Here is a 25,733-nt window from a genome sequence, read left to right as displayed (position 1 = left end):
AAGGTATGTCAGCGGTCGCCTACATCACTTCCGCGCGAGCGCTCCGACGGGAATACCGTGCGCTGCTCCTCCAACTCCTTGACCAGGTCCTGAAGCTCGGAGCGGATCCAGTCGCGCGTCGCCACCTCGCCGAGGCCCATGCGCAGCGAGGCGATCTCCCGGGTGAGGTACTCGGTGTCCGCGATGGACCGCTCGTTCTGCTTGCGGTCCTGTTCGAGGTTGACGCGGTCGCGGTCGTCCTGGCGGTTCTGCGCGAGGAGGATCAGCGGGGCGGCGTACGACGCCTGCAGCGACAGCATCAGCGTCAGGAAGATGAACGGGTACTGGTCGAAGCGCAGGTGGTCGGGGGCGGCGATGTTCCACACCACCCACAGGATGATGACGACCGTCATCCAGACGATGAACCTGCCGGTGCCCAGGAACCGCGCGATGCGCTCCGAGAGCCGCCCGAACGCCTCCGGGTCGTACTCGGGCAGGATCCTGTTGCGCGGCGGCCTCGGCTGGTCGAGGCGGAATCGCGGGGTGCGCGGCTCGGGACGGTTCTCGCGCTCGCGGTCAGCCGCCATGGCCCGCCCCTTCCTCCTCGAAGTGGAACTCCGTCTCGCGCCAGTCGTCCGGCAGCATGTGGTCGAGCACGTCGTCGACGGTGATCGCCCCGAGCAGCGAGCCGCTCTCGTCGACGACGGGGGCCGCCACCATGTCGTACGTCGCGAAGTACCCGGCGACGGCAGGCAGCGTGGTGCCGGGCGCGAGCGGCAGCAGATCGTCGTCCAGGATCGAGCCGACCAGCGTGTACGGCGGATCGCGCAGCAGCCGCTGGAAGTGCACGGTGCCCAGGTACTTGCCCGTCGGCGTCTCGTCGGGCGGGCGGCACACGTACACCTGCGCGGCGAGCGCGGGGGAGAGGTCCTGCTGCCGGACCCTGGCGAGCGCGTCGGCGACCGTAGAGTCGGGCCGCAGCACGATCGGCTCGGTGGTCATCATGCCGCCCGCCGTGCGCTCCTCGTACGCCATCAGACGCCGCACGTCCGCCGCGTCGCCGGGCTGCATCAGCGTGAGCAGCCGCTCCTTGTCCTCCTCGGGCAGCTCGGCCAGGAGGTCGGCCGCGTCGTCCGGGTCCATGGCCTCCAGGACGTCGGCCGCGCGCTCCTCCTTGAGCTTCCCGAGGATCTCGATCTGGTCGTCCTCGGGGAGCTCCTCCAGGACGTCGGCGAGCCGGTCGTCGTCGAGGGCGGCGGCCACCTCGGTCCGCCGTTTGGGGGAAAGGTGGTGCAGGACATTGGCGAGGTCTGCGGGGCGCAGCTGCTCGAAGGTGGCCAGGAGGCTCTCGGCGCCCTGCCCGTGCTCCTCCAGGGAGAAACCGTCCACGGCGGACCAGTCGACGGTGAGCGTCTCGCCCTTGCGCCGGAAGGTGCCGCCCTTGCCCTTCCGCACGAAGACCCGGTCGATCTCCCAGTCGCGGCGGGCGGGGAGCTGCTGAATCGATACGTCGAGGACGGTGACCTTGTTGTCGGGGTTATCGGGGTTGTCGGTCTCAGCGGATTCGTCACTGCCGACGAGCCGCACCCGCCGGTCGAGCATCTCGCCGAGGACGAGCCGCTCGGTGGGCCGCTGCTCGAAGCGCCGCACGTTCACCACCCCGGTGGTGATGACCTGGCCCGACTCGATGCCGGTGACGCGGGTCATCGGCAGGAAGATGCGGCGCCGGGTCGAGAGCTCGACGACGAGGCCGAGGAGCCTGGGCGGCCGCTTGCCGACCCTGAGCATCGCGACCAGATCGCGCACCCGGCCCACCTGGTCGCCGTTCGGATCGAAGACGGGGGTGCCGGCGAGGTGTGAGACGAAGACCCTGGGGGCACCTGCCGCCATGCGAGCGCCTCCTTCAGGCCGGGGGTTTCATGCCGGTTGGTCCGTCAATACGGGCTTCAGGCTAGCCCGTCCCGGTCGGATACGCCCCGGCGGAGGGTCCGGACGGACTGCCGCCGACCGACTGCGCCGACACAGGTACGCTGCCGTACTGCCGAAGCCGTAGAGGTCGTCCGTACGAGAGGCAGCGCCACCTGTGACCGCTCATCCCCTGGCCAGCCGCGCCCGCAGGGCAGCGTTCGTGAGTGCGATGTGCGCGGGCCTGGTCGTGGCGGTGACAAGTCTGGCGGGCTGCAGCAGCAGTGAGGACCCGGACGCGGGCACGAACGGCGTCGGGAAGCTCTCCGCGTCGAAGATCCAGGGCAAGGCGGGCAAGGCGGCAGGGACGGCGTCGGCGGTGCGGCTCTCCGGCACGGTGGTCAGCAAGAGCCACACGTACACCCTCGACATGCGCCTCAAGGGCGAGGGCGGCACCGGCTCGGTCACCTCCAAGGGGCAGACCTTCCAGCTGCTGAGGGTCGGCGAGCAGCTGTATCTGAAGGCCGACACGGAGTTCTGGACGCACGACGGCGGAAAGGGCGACGGAAAGTCCGGGCAGTCGGACGCGACGGCCGCGGCCAAGCTGGACGGCAAGTACGTGAAGGTCCCGCAGGGCGACCCCGCCTACCAGCAGCTGGGCGGCTTCACGGACAAGGACAAGCTCCTGGACGGCATGCTCACGCTCCACGGCAAGCTCGCCGTGGGCGACCGCGGCAAGACCGGCTCGCTGCGCAGCATCAAGATCACCGGCGACGGCGGCGCGGGCGGCACGCTCTCCGTCTCCCTGGACGGCAAGCCGTACCCCTTGCGCCTGGACCGCGGCGGCGACGCGGGCACCCTCAAACTCACCGACTGGAACAAGGACTTCTCCTTGCAGGAGCCGGGCAAGGACGAAATGGTCGACTACGGAAAACAACTCCCGACGTCCTGACGAGGACCGCCTCAGGGGCGCGGGGAACTGCGCGACCAGCCACGACGCACCCGCAGAGCGAAGCAACCGCCCCCTCAACGCCGCTTGCGCTTGAAGAGCAGCCGAGGAAGCCCACCGGGCAACGGCTCACGTGTAGTAGCCCCCGTAGCCAGCGGCGCAGCCGCAAGAGACCCGGACGGCAGCTCCGCCGTCACCTCACGCGGCGCGAGCCGGACCACCCGGCACTGCTCCGCCCACCGCACGGTGACCCGCTCGGCGTCCGGCGCGTTCAACCGCTTCCCCTTGAGCTCGCCGACCGCGGCCTCCCACTCCTCGGAGCCGGGGGCGAGCTCGTGGACCGTCGCCGTCCAGGCGACGACACGCCCGCCCTTGTCCTTGCTGCGCACGGTCACTTCCGCGGTGCCCCCGTCGACGAGTCCCGGCAGCGGCTGCTCACCGGGCCCGTCGCCGACGACGTGCACGGCACCCTCGTACCAGACGTGCCAGAGCGCCCGAGCGGGCGAGCCCGCGCCCTGGACCCAGACGAGGCCGGACTTCTTGGTGGCCTCCTCGACGAGGGCGCGGTCGAGCAGCGGGTCAGCAGTCATGGCGGCAGCCTACCGAGTAGGGGTCACAGCCAGCCGTTGCGCTTCAGGGTCCGGTGGATCGCGAAGCAGACGCCGCCGATGAGGGCGAGCACCATCGGGTAGCCGTAGCGCCACTGGAGCTCGGGCATGTGCTTGAAGTTCATGCCGTAGATCCCGCAGACGGCCGTGGGGACGGCGATGATCGCCGCCCACGAGGTGATCTTGCGCATGTCCTCGTTCTGCGCGACGGCGGCCTGCGCGAGGTTGGCCTGCAGGATCGAGTTGAGCAGCTCGTCGAAGCCGATGACCTGCTCCTGGACGCGCGTGAGGTGGTCGGCGACGTCACGGAAGTACTTCTGGATGTCGGGGTCGACGAGCCGCATCGGCCGCTCACTGAGCAGCAGCATCGGGCGCAGGAGCGGCGAGACGGCCCGCTTGAACTCCAGGACCTCGCGCTTGAGCTGGTAGATCCGCCCGGCGTCGACGCCGCGCGAGGTCCCCTTGCCCTTGCTCGGCGCGGAGAACACCTCGCTCTCCACGTCGTCGATGTCGTCCTGCATGGCGTCCGCGACCGCGATGTAGCCGTCGACGACGTGGTCGGCGATGGTGTGCAGGACGGCGGAGGGGCCCTTGGCGAGCAGCTCCGGGTCGTCCTGGAGACGGCGCCGCAGGGCGCGCAGCGAGCCGTGGCCGCCGTGCCGGACGGTGATGAAGAAGTCCCGGCCGGTGAAGCACATCACCTCGCCGGTCTCCACGACCTCGCTGGTGGCGGTGAGTTCGGTGTGCTCGACGTAGTGGATGGTCTTGAAGACGGTGAACAGCGTGTCGTCGTACCGCTCGAGCTTGGGCCGCTGGTGGGCGTGGACGGCGTCCTCGACGGCGAGCGGGTGCAGCCCGAACTCGGCGGCGATTCCGGCGAATTCGGCCTCGGTCGGCTCGTGCAGGCCGATCCAGGCGAAGCCGCCCCGGCGGCGCACCTCGAGCATCGCCTCGTGCGGCGTGAGGGCGTCGGCGCACTCCAGACGGCTCCCGTCGCGGTAGACGGCGCAGTCGACGACGGCCGACGCGGCGTCGCGGGTGGCGTCGTAGGTGTCGTAGGAGGCGGGGGAGGAGGGATAGGCGGTGCCGTCCTTGCGCAGCGAGGGGCGGACGGCGGCACGAAGGTCGCGGATCATCGACATGGGCAGGCTCCTTCGAAGGAGGCGGCCGGCGACGGTTGGAACTGCCCGGAATGGGGACGTCCTACTGCGGAATGTTTGGCACGTCCACAAAGCGGGGAGCACCGCACCGTCGCGGTGGCAGCTTCGCTACTGACACAGATCAGGAATCTCAGACAGATCAGGTGGGAACGAAGTGCTCTTCCGACGCACACGGCACGAACGGTGCTCGCGGTGCGTGCGTGTGCTCGCGCAGCTACAGGGCTGCGTGAATCACCGGGCGGAAGAGCGGGTGGTACTGCACGGTCGACTTCGGTCCATTGCAGCCCCACCTCCTCCGGCCGGTCCCCCGTAAGGGAAGTCCCATGCGCCCTTCACGCCCGTGGCGCAAAGTCAGTGTCTGTCTGCAGGGCTTGAAAGCGACGCTTCTGCGTGCTGCCCTGAGCCAGCGGCCAACACTATCAGCCGACAGAAGTGTCAAGCCCCCGCTTTGCCCGTCCCTGACGAGTTCTATGCTCGCGTCATGGCTGATGTTCTTGCGCTGGTCGAGGCCCGTTTCCGCACTGGCCTGGGGGAACCCGACGCGCGCGCCGCGGTGACCTTCCTCGGGACCGACCGCATCGAAGTGCTGCGGTTCACGGACGGCGACGTGGTGCGCTATGCCACGCTCGGGATGTCGGCCCAGCCCATGGCCGACCCCACCGCCGCGCTGGCCGATCCGGTCAAGGGGCCGCGCGCCGAGCTGGTGTTGTCGGTACGAGGAGGACTCGCCGACACGGACAAGGCGCTGCGGCCGCTCGCGGTCCTCGCCGCCTCGCCCCAGGTCGAGGGGCTGATCGTGGCGCCGGGCGCGTCGCTTGACGTCGGCGAACCGCTGTGGCCGGGGGCGCCGTTCACCTCGGTGCTCGTGGCGGAGTCCGGCGGCCTGCTCGAGGACCTCGCGCTGGACGACCCGATGGATCCCGTACGTTTCCTGCCGCTGCTCCCCATGACGCCGAACGAGGCGGCGTGGAAGCGGGTGCACGGCGCGGCGGCCCTCCAGGAGCGCTGGCTGAACAGCGGAACGGACCTGCGCGATCCGCTGCGCAAGTCCGTGTCCATGGACTGAAGTCCCGCCGCCGAAAGCTCAGTTGGCGAAGACCGTCACGCTGTCCTCCGTGGCGTGCCGCGGCTCCAGTTCCTCGGCCTCGTGCGTGAGGGCGTCCCTGCGCACCCAGACCACGACCGCGCCGAGCACCGCCGTGACGGCCGCGACCACGAACGGGATGTGGATGTTGCTCCACTCCTCGATCTTCGGCGCGAAGAACGGCGCGGCGGCGGCCGCGAACCAGCGGACGAAGTTGTAGCCCGCACTGGCCACCGGGCGCGGCGCGTCGGAGACCCCGAGGGCGAGCTCGGTGTACACGGTGTTGTTCACGCCGATGAAGGCGCCGGACAGGATGGTGCAGACGACGGCCACGGTGTGGTTGCCGTAGCCGAGCGCCAGTACGTCGGCGGCGAGCAGCACCAGGGAGCCGCCGAGCACCTTCAGCGAGCCGAACCGTGCCTGCAGCCGCGGCGCGACGAGCACCGAGAACACCGCGAGGAGCACGCCCCAGGCGAAGAAGACCGCGCCCGACTTGTACGGGGACATGTTCAGCACGAACGGCGTGAAGGCCAGCACGGTGAAGAACGTGTAGTTGTAGAAGAACGCCGAGGCCGCCGCGGAGGCGAGGCCGCCGTGGCCGAGCGCCTTGACCGGGTCGAGCAGCGAGGTCTTCTTCGCGGGCTTCGGCTGCTCCTTGAGGAACGCCGTGATGCAGAGGAAGCCGATCGCCATCAGCGCGGCGGTGCCGAAGAAGGGGTAGCGCCAGCTGGCGTCGCCGAGCAGGGCGCCGACCAGCGGTCCGCACGCCATGCCGAGGCCCAGCGCCGACTCGTACAGCAGGATCGCGGCCGCGCTGCCACCGGCCGCGGCGCCGACGATGACGGCGAGGGCGGTCGAGACGAAGAGCGCGTTGCCGAGGCCCCAGCCCGCCCGGAATCCGACGAGCTCACCGACCGAGCCCGACGTGCCGGACAGGGCCGCGAAGACCACGACGAGCGCGAGGCCGAGCAGCAGGGTCTTCTTGCCGCCGATGCGGCTGGAGACGAAGCCGGTGACCAGCATGGCGACGGCGGTGATCAGGAAGTACGAGGTGAAGAGGAGGGAGACCTGGCTCGCGCTGGCATCCAGGCCCTTGGCGATGGAGGGCAGGATCGGGTCGACGAGCCCGATGCCCATGAAGGCGACGACGGAGGCGCCCGCCGTGGCCCACACGGCTTTGGGCTGCCGCAGCAGGCTGCCCGCCCCGGCGTCGAACGGGTCCCCTTCGGCGGGACCCCCTGTGCTGCTGTTCATACAGCCGCTCCTTCGCTGCTTCCGCTGCTTCCACGGAAGTCGTTGACGTATACACATATTAAGTTAGAGAGCCTAATTGATGCAAGCTACACGTAATTTTGCCTGGTGACGGCGCCACCGGACGGGTGATCGTCCTTGACGGGGCGCCGACCGGGGAGGACCGTTGGGCGCTATGAGGGGCGAACCCAGTTGCCCGAAGTGTGGTGGCCGGGTCAGGGCTCCCGGTCTCTTTGCCGACTCCTGGCAGTGCGATGTGCACGGCACGGTGCACCCGCTGCAGCCCGTGATCCCGCCCAGCGTCGAGGCCCTCCAGGTCGTGGTGCACCGCACGCAGGTCCCGGTGTGGATGCCGTGGCCCCTGCCGGTCGGCTGGCTGTTCACGGGCGTGGCCTGCGCGGGGGACGACCGGAGTGGCGGCCGTGCGACGGCCGTGGCCTGCTCGGGGCCCGCGCCGCTCGGCGGCGTCGGTGAGCTGGTGCTCGTCGCCGAGGAGCTCGGCGTCGGCCTCGGCGCGCGGTACGCGGGCATCGACGGCCCCGACCCCGGCCCCCACATGAGCGTCGAGAAGCCGCCGCAGACCAAGGTGCTCGCCGCCGGGCGGCCGACGCCGATGTGGCACGTCTCCGGGACGCCGGACGACCGCGCCGTCTTCGCGGGGGAGGCTTGCGGCCTGTGGCTGTGGGCCATCGCGTGGCCGGAGCAGTCGGGCCTGCTCATGTACGACGAGCTGGTCCTCACCGATCTGCGGGACGCGGGCGCCGAGGTGGACCTGCTGCCGTGCGGGGCGCTGTCCCCGCGCCTGCTCATGCCGTGAGCGGGGCGGTCCTGTCGGCCTCGTGAGGAGCGGGCCGCTCGGCACGGTGAGCGATGCCTCTCCGGAGACGGGCCGGGAGACGTCCGACTCCCGTTATCCTTGAGCGTCCCCTCATTCGCCCCGTCAGAGCACTGGAGCCAGCGTCGTGCGCATCGATCTGCACACCCACTCCACCGCATCCGACGGCACGGACACCCCGGCCGAGCTGGTCCGCAACGCCGCGGCGGCAGGCCTGGACGTCGTCGCGCTGACCGACCACGACACCACCCGGGGATACGCCGAGGCGAAGCGGGCTCTGAGCGAGCTCCCGACCGACCTGGCCCTCGTGACCGGCGCCGAGCTCTCCTTCAACCTCGACGGCATGGGCCTGCACATGCTGGCCTACCTCTTCGACCCCGAGGAGCCGGAGCTGGCCCGCGAGTGCGAGCTGGTCCGCGACGACCGGGTGCCGCGCGCGAAGGCGATGATCGAGAAGCTGCGGGGCCTCGGCGTGCCGGTGACCTGGGAGCAGGTCGCGCGCATCGCGGGCGACGGCTCCGTGGGCCGCCCGCACATCGCCGAGGCGCTCGTCGATCTCGGCGTCGTGCCCACCGTCTCCGACGCCTTCACGGCCGAGTGGCTCGCCGACGGCGGCCGCGCGTTCGCCGACAAGCACGAGCTCGACCCCTTCGACGCGATCCGCCTGGTCAAGGCGGCCGGTGGCGTCACCGTCTTCGCGCACCCCGGCGCCGTCAAGCGCGGCAAGGTGGTGTCCGAGAGCGTGATAGCCGACCTCGCGGCGGCCGGTCTGGACGGCATCGAGGTCGACCACATGGACCACACGCCCGAGACCCGCACCCGGCTGCGCGCCCTCGCGGGCGACCTCGGCCTGCTGGTCACCGGGTCGAGCGACTACCACGGCAGCCGCAAGACGTGTGTGCTCGGGGAGTTCAGCACCGACCCCGAGATCTACGGCGAGATCACGCGCCGCGCGACGGGCGCGTTCCCGGTGCCGGGCGCGGGCGGACACTCCGCCGCGTAGCAGCCCGCACCGCGCGGCACTGCCCTTCGCGCCACCTCACTTCACCTCGCTTCACCGCACTCCACCGTTCCGTGACGGCGGTCGCCCGTGCCCCGCGCCCGGGGCCGTCCGTCGCGGGCTCCTTCGTACGACTCTCCGCAAGGCCATCACTGTGTTCGACGTTGCCGTTTTCGGATCCCTCTTTCTCACGCTTTTTGTGATTATGGACCCCCCTGGGATCACCCCGATCTTCCTCGGTCTCACCGCGGGCCGACCCGCCAAGGTGCAGCAGCGGATGGCCTTCCAGGCCGTGTGCGTCGCCTTCGGCGTCATCTCGGTCTTCGGCCTCGTGGGCCACCAGATCCTCAACTACCTGCATGTCTCCGTCCCCGCGCTGATGATCGCGGGTGGGCTGCTGCTGCTCCTCATCGCGCTCGACCTGCTCACCGGCAAGACGGACGAGCCGAAGCAGACCAAGGACGTCAATGTCGCGCTGGTGCCGCTCGGCATGCCGCTGCTCGCGGGTCCCGGCGCGATCGTCTCGGTCATCCTGGCCGTCCAGGACGCCGACAGCGTCGGTACGCAGATCTCCGTCTGGGCGGCGATCGTGGCCATGCACGTGGTGCTGTGGCTGGTGATGCGGTACTCGCTGCTGATCATCCGCGTGATCAAGGACGGCGGCGTGGTGCTCGTGACGCGCCTGGCGGGCATGATGCTGTCCGCCATCGCGGTCCAGCAGATCATCAACGGCGTGACTCAGGTGATCAAGGGCGCCTGAGCGGCGCCCGGGCGCCCGGACCGCGGTCCGGGCCGTCCACGTACATACGAAGGGCCCCCGTACGGAATCCGTACGGGGGCCCTTCGACGTCTGCGTTACGAGGCCGAGGTGTCGGCCGGTCGGATGTAGATGCGCTGGCCGATCGCTGCGGCCTGCTGCACGATCCGATTGACGGAGGCGGCGTCTACGACGGTGCTGTCCACGGCGGAGCCGTCGACGTCGTCGAGTCGCATGATTTCGAAGCGCATAGGGCTTCTCCCTTCGTCTGGTCATCCTCCTGCAAGGAGAACTGCTGTGTTCCTGATGGGTACAACGAGTTGCCCCCTGCAAACATTCCCTACGCTAAAGAAATTTTTCGGTAACCTAATTACTTGCGAGTAGCGAGAGCGGTTGTGTTCGCTGTGTGACCAGCGGGAGACTGGGACCGATATGAACGACGCCGATCCCAGCGCAGTCGACATCAGCGCCCAGCTGGAGCGCACCAACAGCCTGCTGGAGCGAGTGCTCGCCGAGGTGGCGAAGACACCGTCCACGCACGCGATCTTCGTCGATGCCGGGTATCTCTATGCCGCCGCGGGCCGACTGGTCGCCGGAACCGAGGACCGGCGCGCCTTCGACCTCGACGCGGAGGGCCTCATCGAGGCGCTCATCGACAAGGCGCGCACGATCTTCGCGGACAGCCGACTCCTGCGCGTCTACTGGTACGACGGCGCCAGGCGCCGCATCCACACGACCGAGCAGCAGTCGATCGCGGAGCTGCCCGACGTCAAGGTCAGGCTCGGCAACCTCAACGCGAACAACCAGCAGAAGGGCGTCGACTCCCTGATCCGCAGCGACCTGGAGTCACTCGCCAGACACCGTGCCATCAGCGACGCGGCCCTCATCGGCGGCGACGAGGACCTGGTCTCGGCCGTCGAGGCGGCGCAGGGCTACGGCGCGCGGGTCCACCTCTGGGGCATCGAGGCCCCCGACGGCCGCAACCAGGCGGAGGCGCTGCTCTGGGAGGTCGACAGCCAGCGCACGTTCGACCTCGACTTCTTCAAGCCGTACGTGGTGCGGCGCACTGTCGCGGCGTACGAGACGGGCACCGCCGCGCACCGCCCCTCCCGTGACGACGTCCGCTTCGTCGGCGCGCAGATCGCCGCGAAGTGGCTCGGGGCGCGGGGGCGCGAGGCCCTGGTGGGGCTGTTGCCCGGACATCCCTATCTGCCCGGGTCAGTGGACCAGGACCTGCTGGTCGAGGCGGAGCGGCTGCTGCAGTACTCGCTGCGCGGGCAGTCGGATCTGCGCAGGGCGCTGCGGGACGGCTTCTGGGAGCACTTGCAGGCGCAGTACTGAGGAGCCCGGCCCGGGTGGCTTCAGTGCCGGTGCCAGAAGTCGACCAGGGCCGCGGCCGTCTCCGCCGGGCGGTCGGTGTTGGGGGAGTGCTCGGCGCCGTGGATCACCGTGCGGTGGGCCGCCAGGCGGTGGGCCATGTCGTCCATGAGCGGCACGGGCCAGGTGTCGTCGCGCTCGCCCGAGATGACGTGCTTGGGCAGCGGCAGCGCGGCGAGCTCGGCCACGCGGTCCGGTTCCGTGGAGAGCTGCCTGCCGGTGGCGATGAGCTGGGCCGGGCTGTGCAGCAGCCAGCGGGCGTGCAGGGCCGCGCTGTCGTCCTCGTCGTCCGGGTCGCCCTCGCCCTCGCCCGTCTGCGCGTCCTGCGGGGGCGGCGGCTCCATGGCCCGCATCGCCTGCCACACCTCTTCCATGGACAGCGCCGCGAGGGCGTCCGCCAGCATCCTGGCGCGGGACTGCTGGTCGGGGGTGATCGCGGCGGGGCCCGATGACATCAGGGTGAGGGTGGCGAAGGCGCGGGGTTCCAGGAGCACGGCGGCGCGGGCGATCTGGCCGCCGAGGGAGTGACCGAGGAGATGGGGGCGGGCGGCCTCGGACAGGGCGGCCGCCTGGGCCAGCACGTCCCGGGCCAGCTCCGTCTGGGCGTACGCCGACACGTCGTCCGGGCCCGGCGTCTCGTACTGCCCGCGCCCGTCCACGGTCACCGCGCGGTAGCCCGCGTCGGCCAGCGGCTCCAGGAGGGCGATGAAGTCCTCCTTACTGCCGGTGAAGCCGGGGAGCAGGAGGACAGTGCCTCTGCGTCGGACACCCGCCGCCGGAACCGCGTCGAGAACGGCGAAGTCACCCCGCTCGGTGCGCAGTGTCCGCGCGCTGGCGCACGGGGGCGGTACGAAGGTCGGCGGCCTGCTCATGAGCCGAGGCTAACGGGTGACCTGCGCGTCGCGGCAGCGTGGCTCCCCTCCGACGCCAGAAGGCCCGTCCCGGAGGGGACGGGCCTTCTGTGCGGCGGGCCGGTGGAGGACCGGACGGAGGGGACCGAAGGTCAGCCCTCCGGGGTCTCCACGGATTCCGCCTTCTTGCGCGTGCGACGACGCGGCGCCGGGGCGGTCGCCTCGGCCTCGGCCGTGTCCGCCGGGGCGGCAGCGGCCTTGCGCGTACGACGGCGGGGCTTGGGCTCCTCCGTCGCCTGGGCCGGGATCCCGGCCTCGGCGGCCTCGGCCGCTGCCGGAGCCTTGGCCGTGGTCTTGCGGGTGCGGCGCTTGGGCTTTTCGGCTTCGGCGTCGGTTGCGGTGACCTCGGGGGTGGCGGCTTCGGCGACCTTCTCCGCGGCGGTCTTGCGGGTGCGGCGCTTCGGCTTTTCGGCGGCCGGGGCCTCCGTGGTGGCCTCGGCTTCGACGGTGTCGGCGGCCTTGGCCGTGGTCTTGCGGGTGCGGCGCTTGGGCTTTTCGGCTTCGGCGTCGGTTGCGGTGACCTCGGGGGTGGCGGCTTCGGCGACCTTCTCCGCGGCGGTCTTGCGGGTGCGGCGCTTCGGCTTTTCGGCGGCCGGGGCCTCCGTGGTGGCCTCAGCCTCGACGGTGTCGGCCGCCTTGGCCGCGGTCTTGCGAGTACGGCGCTTGGGCTTCTCGGCTTCGGCGTCGGTCGCGGTGACCTCGACGGTGGCCGCCTCGACGACCTTCTCCGCAGCCTTACGGGTGCGGCGCTTCGGCTTCTCGGCCTCGGCCTCCGGCGCGGTGACCTCGGGAGCGGCCGCCTCGGCGACCTTCTCCGTAACCTTCTCCGCGGGCTTGCGGGTGCGGCGGCGCGGCTTCGTGGCCGGGGCCTCCGCCTCGACGGCCGGGGCCGCGGGGGCGGCGGCGACCGGTGCGGGCGCCTCCGTCTCGACGGCCGTGCTCTCGGCCGTGGCCAGAGCCTCGGACGCCCCACCGGAACGCGTCCGCCGACGGCGGCGCGGGGTGCGCGGCTCGGTCACCTCGGCGACCGGGGCGGCCGGGGCGCTCGCCTCGGCCGTCGGAGCGGCGGTCGCCGTCGCGGCGGCGTCGAGCGGGCTGCCCGCACGGGTGCGGCGGCGACGACGCGGCGTGCGCGCGGGGCGCTCGCGCTCCTCGGACGACGCCGGGCCCGAACGGTCCCGGTCGCGGTCACGATTGCGGTCCCTGTCCCTGTCCCGGTCCCGGTCCTGCGTACGACCGCCGGAGCGGCCACCGCGGCCGCGGCCACCGGTCTCGCCGAGGTCCTCGACCTCCTCCGCGCCCAGACCCGCACGGGTCCGCTCGGCGCGGGGCAGCACACCCTTGGTGCCCGCCGGGATGTCCAGCTCCTCATAGAGGTGCGGGGAGCTGGAGTACGTCTCGACCGGGTCGCTGAACCCGAGGTCGAGCGCCTTGTTGATCAGCTGCCAGCGCGGGATGTCGTCCCAGTCGACCAGGGTGATCGCGATGCCCTTGGCGCCCGCGCGGCCGGTGCGGCCGATGCGGTGCAGGTACGTCTTCTCGTCCTCGGGGGACTGGTAGTTGATGACGTGCGTCACGCCACCGACGTCGATGCCGCGCGCGGCGACGTCCGTGCAGACGAGCACGTCCACCTTGCCGTTGCGGAACGCGCGCAGGGCCTGCTCGCGCGCGCCCTGCCCGAGGTCGCCGTGCACGGCGCCCGAGGCAAAGCCACGCTTCTCGAGCTGCTCGGCGATGTCGGCGGCGGTCCGCTTCGTACGGCAGAAGATCATCGCGAGTCCGCGGCCGTCGGCCTGGAGGATGCGCGAGACCATCTCGGGCTTGTCCATGTTGTGCGCGCGGTACACGAACTGCTTCGTGTTCGCGACGGTCTGGCCCTCGTCGTCCGGCGCGGTGGCGCGGATGTGCGTGGGCTGCGACATGTACCGACGGGCCAGGCCGATGACGGCGCCCGGCATGGTCGCCGAGAACAGCATCGTCTGACGCTTCGCGGGCAGCATGTTGATGATCTTCTCGACGTCGGGCAGGAAGCCCAGGTCGAGCATCTCGTCGGCCTCGTCGAGGACCAGGCACTTGACGTGCTTGAGGTCGAGCTTGCGCTGGCCCGCGAGGTCGAGCAGACGGCCCGGGGTGCCGACGATCACGTCGACGCCCTTCTTGAGGGCCTCGACCTGCGGTTCGTAGGCCCGGCCGCCGTATATGGCGAGGACGCGGACGTTGCGCGCCTTGCCCGCGGTCAGGAGGTCGTTCGTCACCTGCTGGCACAGCTCGCGCGTGGGAACGACGACGAGGGCCTGCGGCGCCTCGGTCAGCTGCTCCGGCTTGGCGCGGCCCGCCTCGACGTCGGCAGGCACGGTGACGCGCTCGAGGATCGGGAGCCCGAAGCCGAGGGTCTTGCCGGTGCCGGTCTTGGCCTGACCGATGACGTCCGTCCCCGAGAGGGCGACGGGGAGCGTGAGCTCCTGGATGGGAAAGGGATTGATGATGCCGACGGCTTCGAGCGCCTCGGCCGTCTCGGGAAGGATCCCGAGCTCTCGGAAAGTCGTAGTCAGGGCTATGCCTCTTCTGTGAGACGCGGCGTGAGGCGAACGCTGGGGGTCGTGACCGTGCCACTACCGCCGGCCGCTTGGGGGGCGGGCCGGGGGCGCGGGACCACTGCCGGCGCTCGAGCGCTCTTACCGCTGAGGTTCCCTCCTCGTGCCGCACGCACCTGTGCGTACCGCCCGGAGGGCTGTCGGGTCGGAGCCGATCGGGCCACCGACCGGGCATCCTCATTCGTACGGCCCGTCGAATATTCGGCAGGCGCATTACCACTGTACCGCTAAATCTCGCATGTGTGTCCGGCGAATTGGTCACATGGTCGTCGTCACAGTCACTGACCAGGGCCTTACGACGTCCGGCAAGCGGGCTATTGTGCGCTTCATGGAGACCCCCGACACCGCTGCCGAATCCGCCCCCGAACCCACCGGAATCGCCGCCCAGGACTGGGCGACGGCCGCCACCGAGCCCCAGTACCGCGCCGCGGTCGTGGACCTCCTCGGCGCGCTCGCCTACGGGGAGCTCGCCGCGTTCGAGCGGCTCGCGGAGGACGCCAAGCTCGCGCCGACGCTCGGCGACAAGGCGGAGCTGGCGAAGATGGCGTCGGCCGAGTTCCACCACTTCGAGCAGCTCAGGGACCGGCTGTCGGCGATCGGCGTGGAGCCGACGGAGGCGATGGAGCCGTTCGTCGCCGCGCTCGACGGCTTCCACCGCCAGACCGCGCCGTCCGACTGGCTGGAGGGCCTGGTCAAGGCGTACGTCGGCGACTCGATCGCCAGTGACTTCTACCGCGAGGTCGCGGCCCGCCTCGACGGCGACACCCGCGCCCTGGTGCTTGGTGTGCTCGACGACACGGGCCACGCGAGCTTCGCCGTGGAGAAGGTGCGCGCCGCGATCGAGGCGGACCCGCGCGTGGGCGGGCGGCTCGCGCTCTGGGCGCGGCGTCTGATGGGCGAGGCCCTCTCGCAGTCGCAGCGGGTCGTCGCCGACCGGGACGCCCTGTCGACCATGCTGGTCGGAGGCGTGGCCGACGGGTTCGACCTCGCCGAGGTCGGCCGGATGTTCTCCCGGATCACCGAGGCGCACACCAAGCGGATGGCCGCGCTGGGCCTGGCGGCCTAGCCGGAGAGTGGTCGGCTGCGGCGCCGCGCGGCGACAAAGGCCCTATGCCGTCGCCGAGCGGCGCATTCTGCTGCGGGTCGGGCGGAGCAGCAGGGACAGCAGTGCCACGGATACGGCCACCGCTCCCACGAGGGTCGCGGTGGCGTGGTCGGGGCCGAGTGCGGTGTGCGTGATGAAGGCGCCGATGAGGGCGCCTGCGGGGCCCGTGGCCAGGACCAGGTTGCGCGCGGGCAGTCGGTGCCCGAAGCGGTGCGCGGCGGCCCAGGCCAGGGCGAGGCCGAGCAGTGTGGAGCCGAGTGCTTCCAGAATCACGGTGTGTGCCCTCCCTTTGCGGCCGGTGCAAATCGGTCGTAGCCGGTCTACCCCCGGCGGCCGGAACGCAACCCTCCATGATCGGTCTGCGCCGACATCTCCCGTACCGCACACAAGGACGGTCAACGCGCAGGAACGGCCCGGTGGTTGAGAACCACCGGGCCGTTCCTTCTCAGATCCACCAAGAGCGTCCTACAGGGCGCTGAAGCCCACCTTGCGGGCGGTGGGCTCGCCGAGCTCCACGTACGCCAGGCGGTCGGCCGGAACCAGGACCTTGCGGCCGTGGTCGTCCACGAGGCTCAGCAGCGGCGACTTGCCGGTCAGCGCCTCGGACACCGCGTGCTCGACTTCCTCGGCGCTCTGGCCGCTCTCCAGCACGATCTCGCGGGGCGCGTACTGCACGCCGATCTTGACCTCCACGGCTTTGTCCCTCCGACGGTCAGTCTGTGCGCGGCCGTCCGCGCCGTACCCAGCACACATTAGCCCGGTGAGGGGACGGGGACGGCCGCGGCCATGAACGCCGGTAGCGAACACGGGACGGGAACAAAAGGGCGAGGGGGTCAGTGGCCCTCGGCGCCGTGCAGCGGGAAGCCCGCGATGCCGCGCCAGGCGAGCGACGTGATCAGCTGGACCGCCTTCTCGCGCGGGACCGTGCTGGAGCTCGCCAGCCAGTACCGGGCGACGACCTGGGAGTATCCGCCGAGGCCGACGGCGAGGAGCATCGCCTCGTCCCGGGGCAGGCCGGTGTCCTCCGCGATGACCTCGCAGATCGCCTCGGCGCACTGCAGGGTGACGCGGTCCACGCGCTCCCGCACGGCCGACTCGTTCGTCAGGTCCGACTCGAAGACCAGCCGGAAGGCGCCGCCCTCGTCCTCCACGTACGCGAAGTAGGCGTCCATCGTCGCGGCGACGCGGAGCTTGTTGTCCGTGGTGGACGCCAGCGCCGTGCGCACGGACTGCAGGAGCGACTCGCAGTGCTGGTCGAGCAGGGCGAGGTAGAGGTCGAGCTTGCCCGGGAAGTGCTGGTAGAGCACGGGCTTGCTGACGCCCGCGCGCTCGGCGATGTCGTCCATCGCCGCCGCGTGGTACCCCTGCGCGACGAAAACTTCCTGGGCTGCCCCGAGGAGCTGGTTGCGTCGGGCACGGCGCGGCAGGCGTGTGCCCCGCGGGCGTGCTGCCTCTGTCTGCTCGATGGCTGTCACGCCGCCTCCCAAATCGTCCGGTGTGCGGTGAGCGCCGCGCCGCCATCGTACTTTTCGGTAACAGCGATGTGCGCGGTACGAGCGCAGAATTTCATGGACTGGACCATCGAAGATGGGCTCTCCAACGGTGCGTAGCAGGGCAAACGCGGTCAGGTCGGCGTCGTCGGCCGACGGCTGCCCCGCTCCGTCTCAGCGGTAGTCGTCCTCGTCGATGCCGACGACGCGGGCCTGTTCCGCGAGGTCGGCCTCGCTGGCCGCGGCCGGGTCGGCCTCCTGGAGGGAGTCGTCCCGGCTCGGGGTGAGGTCCGTGTGCTGCTCCGCCGTGTCCGCCTCCGGGGCCTCGACATCGGCCTCGGCCGCGCTGTCGTCCGTCTCGAAGGTGTCGGGATCGGTCGGGTCGACACTCATGTGTGGCTCGCTTCCCTTGCGGTACTGGGTGGCTTGGTGATGCGAGTGCCCCGTACTCCCTCATTCCATGACGGTTCGTGGCTCTCTCTGCAAGTTGTCCCAGGTGATTCGAGCGTAGAAGAGACACGCGTGAGGCGCTACGCGATCTGAGCACAACCTGTGACGGCGAACACGTGAACTACCGCGTGATCGTCTCGTAACATTGCCGCATGTCTTCGACCGAGCTGCCGAGCCTGCTGGCCTCCGCCGTCGCGCCCAAGCCGGGTGCCGTGGCGGTCGCGGACGGCGAGCGGCTCGACTCCGTGGCGCTGCCAGGGCTCTCGCTGACCGTGCGCTCCCGGCCCTCGACCGGTCCAGGACTGCCACCCGCGCTGTACGTGCACGGGCTCGGCGGGTCCTCGCAGAACTGGTCGGCCCTGATGCCGCTGCTGGCGGACATCGTCGACTGCGAGGCGCTCGACCTGCCGGGGTTCGGGGACTCCCCACCACCGGACGACGGGGACTACTCCGTCACGGGTCACGCCCGCGCGGTCATCCGCTACCTCGACGCGAGCGGCCGCGGCCCCGTCCACCTCTTCGGGAACTCCATGGGCGGCGCCGTCACCACGCGCGTCGCCGCGGTCCGCCCCGACCTGGTCCGTACGTTGACCCTGGTCTCGCCCGCCCTGCCGGAGCTGCGGGTGCAGCGCACCGCGGTGCCGACCGGGCTGCTCGCGGTGCCGGGCGTCGCCGCCCTCTTCACCCGGCTCACCAGGGAGTGGACGGCCGAGCAGCGGGTGCGCGGCGTCATGGGGCTCTGTTACGGCGACCCGGGCAAGGTCACGCCGGAGGGGTTCACGGCGGCGGTCCACGAGATGGAGCGCAGGCTCCAGCTCCCCTACTTCTGGGACGCGATGGCCCGCTCGGCGCGCGGCATAGTGAACGCCTACACGCTGGGCGGCCAGCACGGACTGTGGCGGCAGGCCGAGCGCGTGCTCGCCCCGACCCTCCTCGTCTACGGAGGGCGCGATCTGCTCGTCTCCTACCGCATGGCGCGCAGGGCGGCCGCCGCGTTCCGCGACTCGCGGCTGCTCACGCTGCCCGACGCGGGGCACGTGGCGATGATGGAGTATCCCGAGACCGTCGCCACCGGCTTCCGTGAACTGCTCGTCGACACGGGCGAGTCGAGTACCGCGGGCCCTGGTGGCGCGCGCGTGGGTTCGGGGAGCTGAGGCGGGGCGTGGGACGGCACAGCCGCCGGGGTCCGGCAGACACGACTGACAACACCAGCACCTCGGGCATACCGAAGTCGCAGGGCGTGGGCCCGCAGCCGGGGCCCGGCACCGGTCGTCGCAGACGCGCTCGCGGGGCGGACGGCAGGGCGGCGGACGGCAGGGCGGTCGAGGGAACGCCTGCGCATGGCACCCCTGCGCACGGCACTCCCGCGCACGGCACCCCCGCGCACGGCGTGCCCCGGCAGACGCCGCACCACGGTGCGCCGCACGTCCGTGGCGGGCACCCCGAGCAGCGGGAGCCCGGCGGCGGCTGGGGCGATGTCACCGGCACCGGTGGCGGGCCCCGGATCGGGAGCGGCCCCGGCTTTCCGGGTCCCCGCCAGGACTACGTGGCCGCCTTCCCGGACGGCGGCGGCCCCGAGCCGGGCGCGCAGCCGCAGGCTCCCCGCGACCCGTACGCCTCCGTCACCGCCTGGGACGAGGCCGCCGAGCCCCGGCCCGACGACAAGAACAGCGACCTTTCCGACGGCAGCGACGGCGACGGTGACGGCGATGGAGACGGCGACCTAGCCGACGGCCAGGACGGCGACGGCAAGAAGGGCGGCCGCAGCCGCACCTTCACCGGCATCGCGGCCGCCGCCGTGACCACCGTGCTCGCGGTCGTCGTGGCGGGGCAGGTGGCCGGCGGGTCCAAGGACTCGGGCCCGCAGACCCACGCCGCCCCGGGCGGCGCACGTGATACCGAGGATCCCGCCTCCCGCTCGGACCGCCGCCCCACCCCCGCCGACGAGCAGGAAGCGGCCCCGGCGACGTACGAAGAGAAGATGGGCGAGAAGTACCCGCTGGACGCGAAGCTCAAGGCGTCCGGCGACTTCGACGCGATGCCCGGCTTCGAGAAGGCGCCCGGCCGCGGGCAGAAGTTCCGCTACCGCGTCGACGTGGAGAAGGGGCTCGGCCTGGACGGGAAGCTCTTCGCGCAGGCCGTGCAGAAGACCCTGAACGACAAACGGAGTTGGGCCCACGGCGGCGGCCGCACCTTCGAGCGAATATCGTCGGGGAAGCCCGATTTCGTCATTACGCTCGCCAGCCCGGGGACGACCGGCGTCTGGTGCGCGAAATCCGGTCTCGACACGACCCAGGACAACGTGTCGTGCGATTCCGCGGCGACGGACCGCGTGATGATCAATGCCTATCGATGGGCACAGGGCGCGCCCACCTACGGCGACGCGGTCAAGAAGAAGTTCGGCAATGCCATTTATCCGTACCGGCAGATGCTGATCAACCACGAGGTCGGTCACCGGCTCGGCTTCAATCACACGGACTGCAAGAAGAGCGGCGACCTCGCGCCCGTCATGCAGCAGCAGACGAAGTTCCTGGAGCACGACGGGATCAAGTGCAAGGCCAACCCCTGGGCCTTCCCGAAGAGTTGATGCGGACCGGCAGGGGGCGGGAGCCGCGTCCCCGGCCGCCGCTTTGACATTTGTCGGAAGTTCGTTCATATTTCTCCGCATGTCGAACAGTCACGCCCCTTCGAGCGCCGCCATTGAGCTGGCGCTCTTCGGCGTGACCGCGCTCTGCGTGGCCGACATCCACTGTTGCTGACGCCCGCCCCGGCGAGTGCGTCGCTCTCTTCCCAGCCCAGGCCCTCTTCGGCCGCTGTCGGCTGTCCGTAGCTCTTTTCCGCTGCGTTTCCGCGCCTTCTCCGGGGCGAGCTCTGTTTCATCCCCGCTCGTTTCCTGTTGACCCGCCGCCTTTCCGCGGCGACCCCCGAGAGGCCTTCTTCCGATGCGTCAATCGTCCGTCATAGCCCGCCGCGTGGCAGCGGCATCCGTCAGCCTGGTCCTGGCCTCGGGCGCCGTCGCCTGCGCGGGCCCGAAGGACGGCGGCGCCGGGAGCGGCGGCGACGGCAAGCCCGCCGAGGGCGGCACGCTCACCGTCCTCAACCGCGACCCGCAGACCGACTTCGACCCCGCGCGGCTGTACACCTCCGGCGGCGGCAACGTGCCGAGCCTCGTCTTCCGCACGCTGACCACCCGCAACCGCGAGGACGGCGCCAAGGGCACCGAGGTCGTCCCCGACCTCGCGACGGACCTGGGCAAGCCGAGCAAGAACGCCACCGTGTGGACGTACACCCTGAAGAAGGGCGTCAAGTACGAGGACGGTTCGGCGATCACCTCGGCGGACGTGAAGTACGGCATCGAGCGGTCCTTCGCCGCCGAACTCAGCGGTGGCGCGCCCTACTTGAGGGACTGGCTCATCGGCGGCGACAAGTACCAGGGTCCCTACAAGGACAAGAGCGGCAAGGGGCTGGCGTCCATCGAGACGCCCGACGAGCGGACCATCGTCTTCCATCTGAACAAGCCCGAGGGCGAGTTCCCCTACCTGGCGACCCAGACGCAGTTCACGCCCGTCCCGAAGAGCAAGGACAAGGGCACGAAGTACGAGGAGCACCCGGTCTCGTCCGGGCCCTACAAGGTCGTCAAGAACGAGAACGACGGGGAGCGGGTCCGTCTGGAGCGCAACCCGCACTGGTCCGCGAAGAACGACCCGGAGCGCAAGGCCTACCCGGACGTCATCGACGTACGGTCCGGGCTCGACTCGTCCGTCATCAACCAGCGGCTCTCCGCGAGCCAGGGCGCCGACGCCGCCGCCGTCACGACCGACACCAACCTCGGCCCGGCCGAGCTCGCCAAGGTCACCGGCGACAAGGAGCTGGCCTCGCACGTCGGCACCGGACACTTCGGCTACACGAACTACCTCGCCTTCAACCCGAAGGTGAAGCCGTTCGACGACCCCAAGGTGCGCCAGGCCATCTCCTACGCCGTGGACCGCTCCTCGGTCGTCAACGCCGCGGGCGGCTCCTCGCTCGCCGAGCCCGCCACCACGTACCTGCCGAACCAGAAGTCCTTCGGATACACGAAGTACGACCACTTCCCCGCGGGCCCGTCCGGCAACGCGAAGAAGGCCAAGGAGCTCCTGAAGGAGGCCGGTCACAAGGACGGGCTCACCATCACGCTCACGCACTCCAACGCCAAGGACTTCGAGACCAGCCCCGAGATCGCCACCGCGGTCCAGGACGCGCTCAAGAAGGCCGGGATCACCGTCAAGCTGCAGGGCCTCGAGGACAACGACTACCGGGACAAGGTCCACAGCGCCAAGGACGAGCCGGGCCTCTTCCTCGCCCACTGGGGCGCCGACTGGCCCTCCGGCGGGCCCTTCCTCGCCCCGATCTTCGACGGTCGGCAGATCGTCAAGGACGGCGCCAACTTCAACTCCGGCTTCCTCGACGACAAGTCCGTCAACGACGAGATCGACGAGATCAACAAGCTGACCGACCTCAAGGCCGCCGCCGAGCGCTGGGGCGCCCTCGACAAGAAGGTCGGCGAGCAGGCGCTGACCGTGCCGCTGTTCCACCCCGTCTACAAGCGGCTGTACGGCAAGGACGTCAAGAACGTCGTCATCAGTGACTGGACCGGCGTCCTGGACGTCTCCCAGGTCGCGGTGAAGTCGTCGTGACGGTCCGCTCGGTCTTCTGGGGGCGGCTGCGCGAACAGCGCGCCGCCCTCGTGGCGGCGGGCGTCGTCGCGCTGCTCGTCCTCGTGGCGCTCGCGGCGCCGCTGCTCACCGCCCTGGAGGGGCAGGACCCCACCTCGTACCACCCGGACCTCATCGACTCGGCGCGCGGCGGCGTGCCGGTCGGCCCGTTCGGCGGGATCAGCGGGGACCACTGGCTCGGCGTCGAGCCGCAGACCGGGCGCGACCTCTTCGCGCGGCTCGTGTACGGGGCGCGGGTGTCGCTCGGCGTCGCGCTCGCCGCGACCGTCGTGCAGGTGGTCATCGGTGTCGCGGTCGGGATCGCCGCCGGGTTCGGCAGCCGCTGGGTCGACCAGGTGCTCAGCAGGGCCACCGACGTCATCGTGGCCCTGCCGCTCATGGTCCTCGCGCTGGCGCTGATGGCGGTCGTGCCCAGCACCTTCCCTCGGCCCGTGCTCGTCGCCCTCGTCATCGGCCTCGTCGCCTGGGGCAACATGGCCAAGATCGTGCGCGCGCAGACCGTCACGCTCAAGGAGCTCGACCACGTGGCCGCCGCGCGGCTCAGCGGCTGGGGCTCCGTGCGGATCGCCCGCCGTGAACTGCTGCCCGCGCTCGCCGCGCCCGTCATCACCTACGCGGCGCTGCTCGTCCCCGTGAACATCACGGTCGAGGCCGCGCTGTCCTTCCTCGGCGTGGGCGTGAAGCCGCCCACCGCGTCGTGGGGGCAGATGCTCACGGCCGCGGACGTCTGGTACCAGGCCGCGCCGCAGTACCTGCTGTACCCGGCGGGCGCGCTGTTCCTGACCGTGCTCGCGCTCACCGTCCTCGGCGACGGCGTGCGCTCGGCGCTCGATCCGCGGGCCGCCTCGCGGCTGCGGATCGGGACGGGCCGGAAGCGGGAGGCACGAGCATGAGCGGCTTCCCCGGATTCCTGCTGCGGCGCCTGTTCGGCGCCGCCGTCACGCTCCTCGCCATCTCCGTGATCATCTACGTGGTGTTCTACGCCGCGCCTGGCAACGTCGCCCAGATCACCTGCGGCCCGCGCTGTTCCCCCGCCCAAGTGCAGCAGGTCGCCGAGCAGTTGCGACTCGACGACCCGCTGTACGTCCGCTACTGGGACTTCCTGCAGGGCATCTTCGTCGGCCACGACTACTCGACGGGCACCGGCACCGAGCACTGCGACGCGCCCTGCCTTGGGATCTCCTACCAGAGCGACCAGCAGGTCACCGCGCTGATCACCGCGAAGCTGCCGGTCACCGGATCGCTCGCGCTGGGCGCCATGGTGCTCTGGCTCCTCCTCGGGGTGGGCACGGGCGTGCTCTCCGCCTGGCGGCGCGGGCGGCTCAGCGAGCGCGTGCTGACCGCCGTCACGCTCGCGGGCACCGCCACGCCCGTCTTCGTGATCGGCCTGCTCCTGATGATCGTGGTCTGCGGTCAGCTGCAGTGGCTGCCCTTCCCGCAGTACGTGAACTTCGCGGACGATCCGACGCAGTGGGCGTGGAACCTGCTCCTGCCCTGGCTCTCGCTCGCCCTGATCGAGGCCGCCAAGTACGCGCGCCTGACCCGCTCCTCGATGCTGGAGACCCTCGCCGACGACCATGTGCGGACCTTTCGCGCGTACGGCGTGGGGGAGCGGTCGATCATCGGGAAGCACGCGCTGCGCGGCGCCGTCGCGCCCGTCATCGCGCTGACCGCCAACGACTTCGGGTCGATGTTCGGCGGTGCGGTGCTCAGCGAGACGCTGTTCGGCCTGCCCGGCATCGGGCGTGAACTCGTGCACGCGGTCAAGGTCGTCGACCTGCCGGTGGTGGTCGGCATGGTGATGGTCACCGGCTTCTTCGTGGTGCTCGCCAATGCCGTCGCGGACGTCCTGTACGCGGTGGCCGACCGACGGGTGGTGCTGTCATGAGTCTCGTCCGAGTCGAGGACCTGAGCGTCGAGTTCGGATCCGGCGCCGGTGCCGTCCGGGCCGTGGACGGCCTCTCCTTCACGCTGGAGAAGGGCGGCGCGCTCGCCCTCGTCGGCGAGTCCGGCTCCGGCAAGTCCACCGTGGCGTCCGCGCTGCTCGGCCTCCACCGGGGCACGGGCGCGCACGTCGAAGGGACGGTGCTGGTCGACGGCGTCGACGTGGGGGCGGCCTCCGAACCCGAACTGCGGGGGCTGCGCGGCGGCAGGGCCGCGATGGTCTTCCAGGACCCGCTCTCCTCGCTCGACCCGTACTACGCGGTCGGCGACCAGATCGCCGAGGTGTACCGCGTGCACACCGGAGCCTCCCGGCGGGCGGCACGCGCGCGTGCCGTGGAGGTGCTCGTCCGGGTCGGCATCCCCGACGCGGCCCGCCGCTCCCGCTCCCGTCCGCACGAGTTCAGCGGCGGCATGCGCCAGCGCACGCTCATCGCCATGGCGTTGGCGTGCGAGCCCGCACTGCTCGTCGCCGACGAGCCGACCACCGCGCTCGACGTCACCGTCCAGGCCCAGATCCTCGACCTGCTGCACACGCTGCGGACCGAGACGGGCATGGGGCTCCTCCTCGTCACCCACGACGTGGGCGTCGCGGCGGAGAGCGTCGACGAGGTCCTGGTCATGCGGAACGGGCGCGCGGTGGAGCGCGGCGCGGTGCGGGAGGTCCTGGGGGCGCCACGGGAGGCGTACACGCAGGAGCTCCTCAAGGCCGTGCCGCGGGTGGACTCGCCGCTGGTGCCGTCCGCCGGGGAGCCGGGAGACGTCGTGCTCGAAGCCGTCGGCCTCCGGCGGGAGTTCGGGCGCGGGAAGCGCGCGGTCACCGCGGTCGATGACGTCTCGCTCACCGTCCGCCGAGGGGAGACCCTCGGTGTGGTCGGGGAGAGCGGCAGCGGCAAGACCACACTGGGGCGCATGCTGGTCGGCCTCCTGCCGCCGACCGCCGGGCAGCTCCTCCACGGGGGTGTGGAGCAGCCCGGCGGGCAGGTGTCGCCCGGTGTGCAGATGGTCTTCCAGGACCCGGTTTCCTCGCTCAACCCACGGCGTTCCGTCGGCGAGTCCATCGCCGACCCGCTGCGCGCGCGGGGCGAGAGCGACTCCTTCGTACGGGGGCGGGCGCGCGAACTCCTCGAACGCGTCGGCCTCGAACCGGCGCACTACGACCGCTACCCGCACGAGTTCAGCGGCGGACAGCGCCAGCGCGTCGGCATCGCGCGGGCGCTCGCGGCCGAGCCGCGCCTCATCGTGTGCGACGAACCGGTGTCGGCGCTCGATGTGACGACCCAGGCGCAAGTCGTCGGGCTGCTCGCCGAGTTGCAGCGCGAGCTGGGGCTCGCGCTGGTCTTCGTCGCGCACGACCTCGCCGTGGTGCGCCAGGTCAGCGACCGGGTCGCCGTGATGCGGCAGGGGCGGATCGTCGAGCAGGGCTCGGTGGCGGAGGTGTACGGGGCGCCACGGGATCCGTACACGAAGCGGCTGCTCGCGGCCGTGCCCGCGCTCGACCCGGAGGCCGCGGCGCGGCGGCGGACGGCCCGCGAGGAGCTGGCCGCAGCCTGACTCTCGGTGACGAAAAAAGGCTCCTGAACTGCTATAGCGCGACAGAACGCTACCGGCGCAGGAAAGTTACT

The 25,733-nt window shown here is 71.0% G+C and carries 26 protein-coding genes; 14 read left to right on the top strand and 12 right to left on the bottom strand.

Annotation, left to right across the window (positions count from 1 at the left end; translation table 11 throughout):
* Nucleotides 1-8: 8 nt before the first annotated feature.
* Together AC068B_RS06910 and AC068B_RS06905 are read right to left on the bottom strand one after the other, a co-directional pair.
* Entirely contained in the window at nt 9-566 is a 558-nt protein-coding gene (locus AC068B_RS06910; protein WP_478669541.1) for a DUF1003 domain-containing protein, read from the bottom strand.
* Nucleotides 556-1,869, bottom strand: a complete 1,314-nt coding sequence (locus AC068B_RS06905; RefSeq protein WP_478669540.1) for a magnesium transporter MgtE N-terminal domain-containing protein — start codon at nt 1,867-1,869, stop codon at nt 556-558. Before AC068B_RS06905 ends, AC068B_RS06910 begins: the two co-directional genes overlap by 11 nt.
* A gap of 193 nt (nt 1,870-2,062) precedes the next feature.
* Between AC068B_RS06905 and AC068B_RS06900 the strand changes: the two genes are divergently transcribed.
* Nucleotides 2,063-2,836, top strand: a complete 774-nt coding sequence (locus AC068B_RS06900) for a hypothetical protein (protein WP_478669538.1) — start codon at nt 2,063-2,065, stop codon at nt 2,834-2,836.
* Nucleotides 2,837-2,910: 74 nt separating this feature from the next.
* Here the strand turns inward: AC068B_RS06900 and AC068B_RS06895 are convergent, their stop codons facing one another.
* Complete coding sequence (locus AC068B_RS06895) at nt 2,911-3,423, bottom strand: hypothetical protein (protein ID WP_478669537.1); 513 nt, start codon at nt 3,421-3,423, stop codon at nt 2,911-2,913.
* A 23-nt stretch (nt 3,424-3,446) separates the two neighbouring features.
* Nucleotides 3,447-4,583 carry a magnesium and cobalt transport protein CorA gene (locus AC068B_RS06890; RefSeq protein WP_356250322.1) on the bottom strand — a complete coding sequence of 379 codons (1,137 nt, stop codon included), beginning with the start codon at nt 4,581-4,583 and terminating at the stop codon, nt 3,447-3,449.
* A 499-nt stretch (nt 4,584-5,082) separates the two neighbouring features.
* Between AC068B_RS06890 and AC068B_RS06885 the strand changes: the two genes are divergently transcribed.
* Entirely contained in the window at nt 5,083-5,667 is a 585-nt protein-coding gene (locus tag AC068B_RS06885) for a suppressor of fused domain protein (RefSeq protein WP_478669536.1), read from the top strand.
* A gap of 18 nt (nt 5,668-5,685) precedes the next feature.
* On the opposite strand, the gene AC068B_RS06880 is transcribed toward AC068B_RS06885, so the two are convergent.
* Complete coding sequence (locus AC068B_RS06880; protein ID WP_478669534.1) at nt 5,686-6,939, bottom strand: MFS transporter; 1,254 nt, start codon at nt 6,937-6,939, stop codon at nt 5,686-5,688.
* A 172-nt stretch (nt 6,940-7,111) separates the two neighbouring features.
* Between AC068B_RS06880 and AC068B_RS06875 the strand changes: the two genes are divergently transcribed.
* The 3 genes from AC068B_RS06875 (at nt 7,112) to AC068B_RS06865 (ending at nt 9,531) form a co-directional block, all read left to right on the top strand.
* Nucleotides 7,112-7,753 carry a DUF6758 family protein gene (locus AC068B_RS06875; protein WP_356250317.1) on the top strand — a complete coding sequence of 214 codons (642 nt, stop codon included), beginning with the start codon at nt 7,112-7,114 and terminating at the stop codon, nt 7,751-7,753.
* A gap of 145 nt (nt 7,754-7,898) precedes the next feature.
* Nucleotides 7,899-8,774: a PHP domain-containing protein gene (locus AC068B_RS06870; protein ID WP_478669533.1), complete on the top strand. Its 876-nt coding sequence runs from the start codon at nt 7,899-7,901 to the stop codon at nt 8,772-8,774.
* 151 nt (nt 8,775-8,925) lie between these two features.
* The gene (locus AC068B_RS06865) at nt 8,926-9,531 is read left to right on the top strand and encodes a MarC family protein (protein ID WP_356250313.1); all 606 of its coding nucleotides are present in this window, start codon (nt 8,926-8,928) and stop codon (nt 9,529-9,531) included.
* Nucleotides 9,532-9,626: 95 nt separating this feature from the next.
* On the opposite strand, the gene AC068B_RS06860 is transcribed toward AC068B_RS06865, so the two are convergent.
* Nucleotides 9,627-9,779: a hypothetical protein gene (locus AC068B_RS06860; protein ID WP_266659153.1), complete on the bottom strand. Its 153-nt coding sequence runs from the start codon at nt 9,777-9,779 to the stop codon at nt 9,627-9,629.
* 181 nt (nt 9,780-9,960) lie between these two features.
* On the opposite strand from AC068B_RS06860, the gene AC068B_RS06855 reads away from it, so the two are divergent.
* Nucleotides 9,961-10,869 (top strand): NYN domain-containing protein, encoded by a 909-nt coding sequence (locus AC068B_RS06855; RefSeq protein WP_468556725.1) that lies wholly within the window; start codon nt 9,961-9,963, stop codon nt 10,867-10,869.
* A gap of 20 nt (nt 10,870-10,889) precedes the next feature.
* On the opposite strand, the gene AC068B_RS06850 is transcribed toward AC068B_RS06855, so the two are convergent.
* Both AC068B_RS06850 and AC068B_RS06845 read right to left on the bottom strand, forming a co-directional pair.
* Nucleotides 10,890-11,777, bottom strand: coding sequence for an alpha/beta fold hydrolase (locus AC068B_RS06850; protein WP_478669531.1), 888 nt, complete (start codon nt 11,775-11,777; stop codon nt 10,890-10,892).
* A 131-nt stretch (nt 11,778-11,908) separates the two neighbouring features.
* Entirely contained in the window at nt 11,909-14,374 is a 2,466-nt protein-coding gene (locus tag AC068B_RS06845; protein ID WP_478670261.1) for a DEAD/DEAH box helicase, read from the bottom strand.
* A 364-nt stretch (nt 14,375-14,738) separates the two neighbouring features.
* On the opposite strand from AC068B_RS06845, the gene AC068B_RS06840 reads away from it, so the two are divergent.
* Nucleotides 14,739-15,476, top strand: coding sequence for a ferritin-like fold-containing protein (locus AC068B_RS06840; RefSeq protein WP_468556729.1), 738 nt, complete (start codon nt 14,739-14,741; stop codon nt 15,474-15,476).
* 42 nt (nt 15,477-15,518) lie between these two features.
* Here the strand turns inward: AC068B_RS06840 and AC068B_RS06835 are convergent, their stop codons facing one another.
* From AC068B_RS06835 to AC068B_RS06820, 4 genes are all read right to left on the bottom strand, one after another.
* Nucleotides 15,519-15,788: a hypothetical protein gene (locus AC068B_RS06835; RefSeq protein ID WP_468556731.1), complete on the bottom strand. Its 270-nt coding sequence runs from the start codon at nt 15,786-15,788 to the stop codon at nt 15,519-15,521.
* A 192-nt stretch (nt 15,789-15,980) separates the two neighbouring features.
* Nucleotides 15,981-16,208 (bottom strand): DUF3107 domain-containing protein, encoded by a 228-nt coding sequence (locus tag AC068B_RS06830; protein ID WP_055565193.1) that lies wholly within the window; start codon nt 16,206-16,208, stop codon nt 15,981-15,983.
* 140 nt (nt 16,209-16,348) lie between these two features.
* Nucleotides 16,349-16,990: a TetR/AcrR family transcriptional regulator gene (locus AC068B_RS06825; RefSeq protein WP_356250303.1), complete on the bottom strand. Its 642-nt coding sequence runs from the start codon at nt 16,988-16,990 to the stop codon at nt 16,349-16,351.
* A 189-nt stretch (nt 16,991-17,179) separates the two neighbouring features.
* Nucleotides 17,180-17,398, bottom strand: a complete 219-nt coding sequence (locus AC068B_RS06820; protein ID WP_478669529.1) for a hypothetical protein — start codon at nt 17,396-17,398, stop codon at nt 17,180-17,182.
* Between the two features lie 209 nt (nt 17,399-17,607).
* Between AC068B_RS06820 and AC068B_RS06815 the strand changes: the two genes are divergently transcribed.
* From AC068B_RS06815 to AC068B_RS06785, 7 genes are all read left to right on the top strand, one after another.
* Nucleotides 17,608-18,609: an alpha/beta fold hydrolase gene (locus AC068B_RS06815; RefSeq protein ID WP_478669527.1), complete on the top strand. Its 1,002-nt coding sequence runs from the start codon at nt 17,608-17,610 to the stop codon at nt 18,607-18,609.
* Nucleotides 18,610-18,617: 8 nt separating this feature from the next.
* Nucleotides 18,618-20,042 (top strand): DUF3152 domain-containing protein, encoded by a 1,425-nt coding sequence (locus tag AC068B_RS06810; RefSeq protein ID WP_478669526.1) that lies wholly within the window; start codon nt 18,618-18,620, stop codon nt 20,040-20,042.
* Nucleotides 20,043-20,121: 79 nt separating this feature from the next.
* On the top strand, nt 20,122-20,214 hold the full coding sequence (locus AC068B_RS06805; protein ID WP_317987152.1) for an Ms4533A family Cys-rich leader peptide: 93 nt from the start codon (nt 20,122-20,124) through the stop codon (nt 20,212-20,214).
* 183 nt (nt 20,215-20,397) lie between these two features.
* Complete coding sequence (locus AC068B_RS06800; RefSeq protein ID WP_478669524.1) at nt 20,398-22,128, top strand: ABC transporter substrate-binding protein; 1,731 nt, start codon at nt 20,398-20,400, stop codon at nt 22,126-22,128.
* Nucleotides 22,125-23,060: an ABC transporter permease gene (locus tag AC068B_RS06795; protein ID WP_478669523.1), complete on the top strand. Its 936-nt coding sequence runs from the start codon at nt 22,125-22,127 to the stop codon at nt 23,058-23,060. Before AC068B_RS06800 ends, AC068B_RS06795 begins: the two co-directional genes overlap by 4 nt.
* The gene (locus tag AC068B_RS06790) at nt 23,057-24,055 is read left to right on the top strand and encodes an ABC transporter permease (RefSeq protein ID WP_478669522.1); all 999 of its coding nucleotides are present in this window, start codon (nt 23,057-23,059) and stop codon (nt 24,053-24,055) included. The genes AC068B_RS06795 and AC068B_RS06790 overlap by 4 nt, the downstream gene beginning before the upstream one ends.
* Nucleotides 24,052-25,662, top strand: a complete 1,611-nt coding sequence (locus tag AC068B_RS06785; RefSeq protein WP_478669520.1) for a dipeptide ABC transporter ATP-binding protein — start codon at nt 24,052-24,054, stop codon at nt 25,660-25,662. Before AC068B_RS06790 ends, AC068B_RS06785 begins: the two co-directional genes overlap by 4 nt.
* Nucleotides 25,663-25,733 lie beyond the last annotated feature (71 nt).

The sequence above is a fragment of the Streptomyces sp. NPDC042371 genome, from assembly GCF_056437465.1.
The sequence above is the reverse complement of the archived record's forward strand: the minus strand, read 5'-3'. Positions and strand labels throughout refer to the sequence as shown.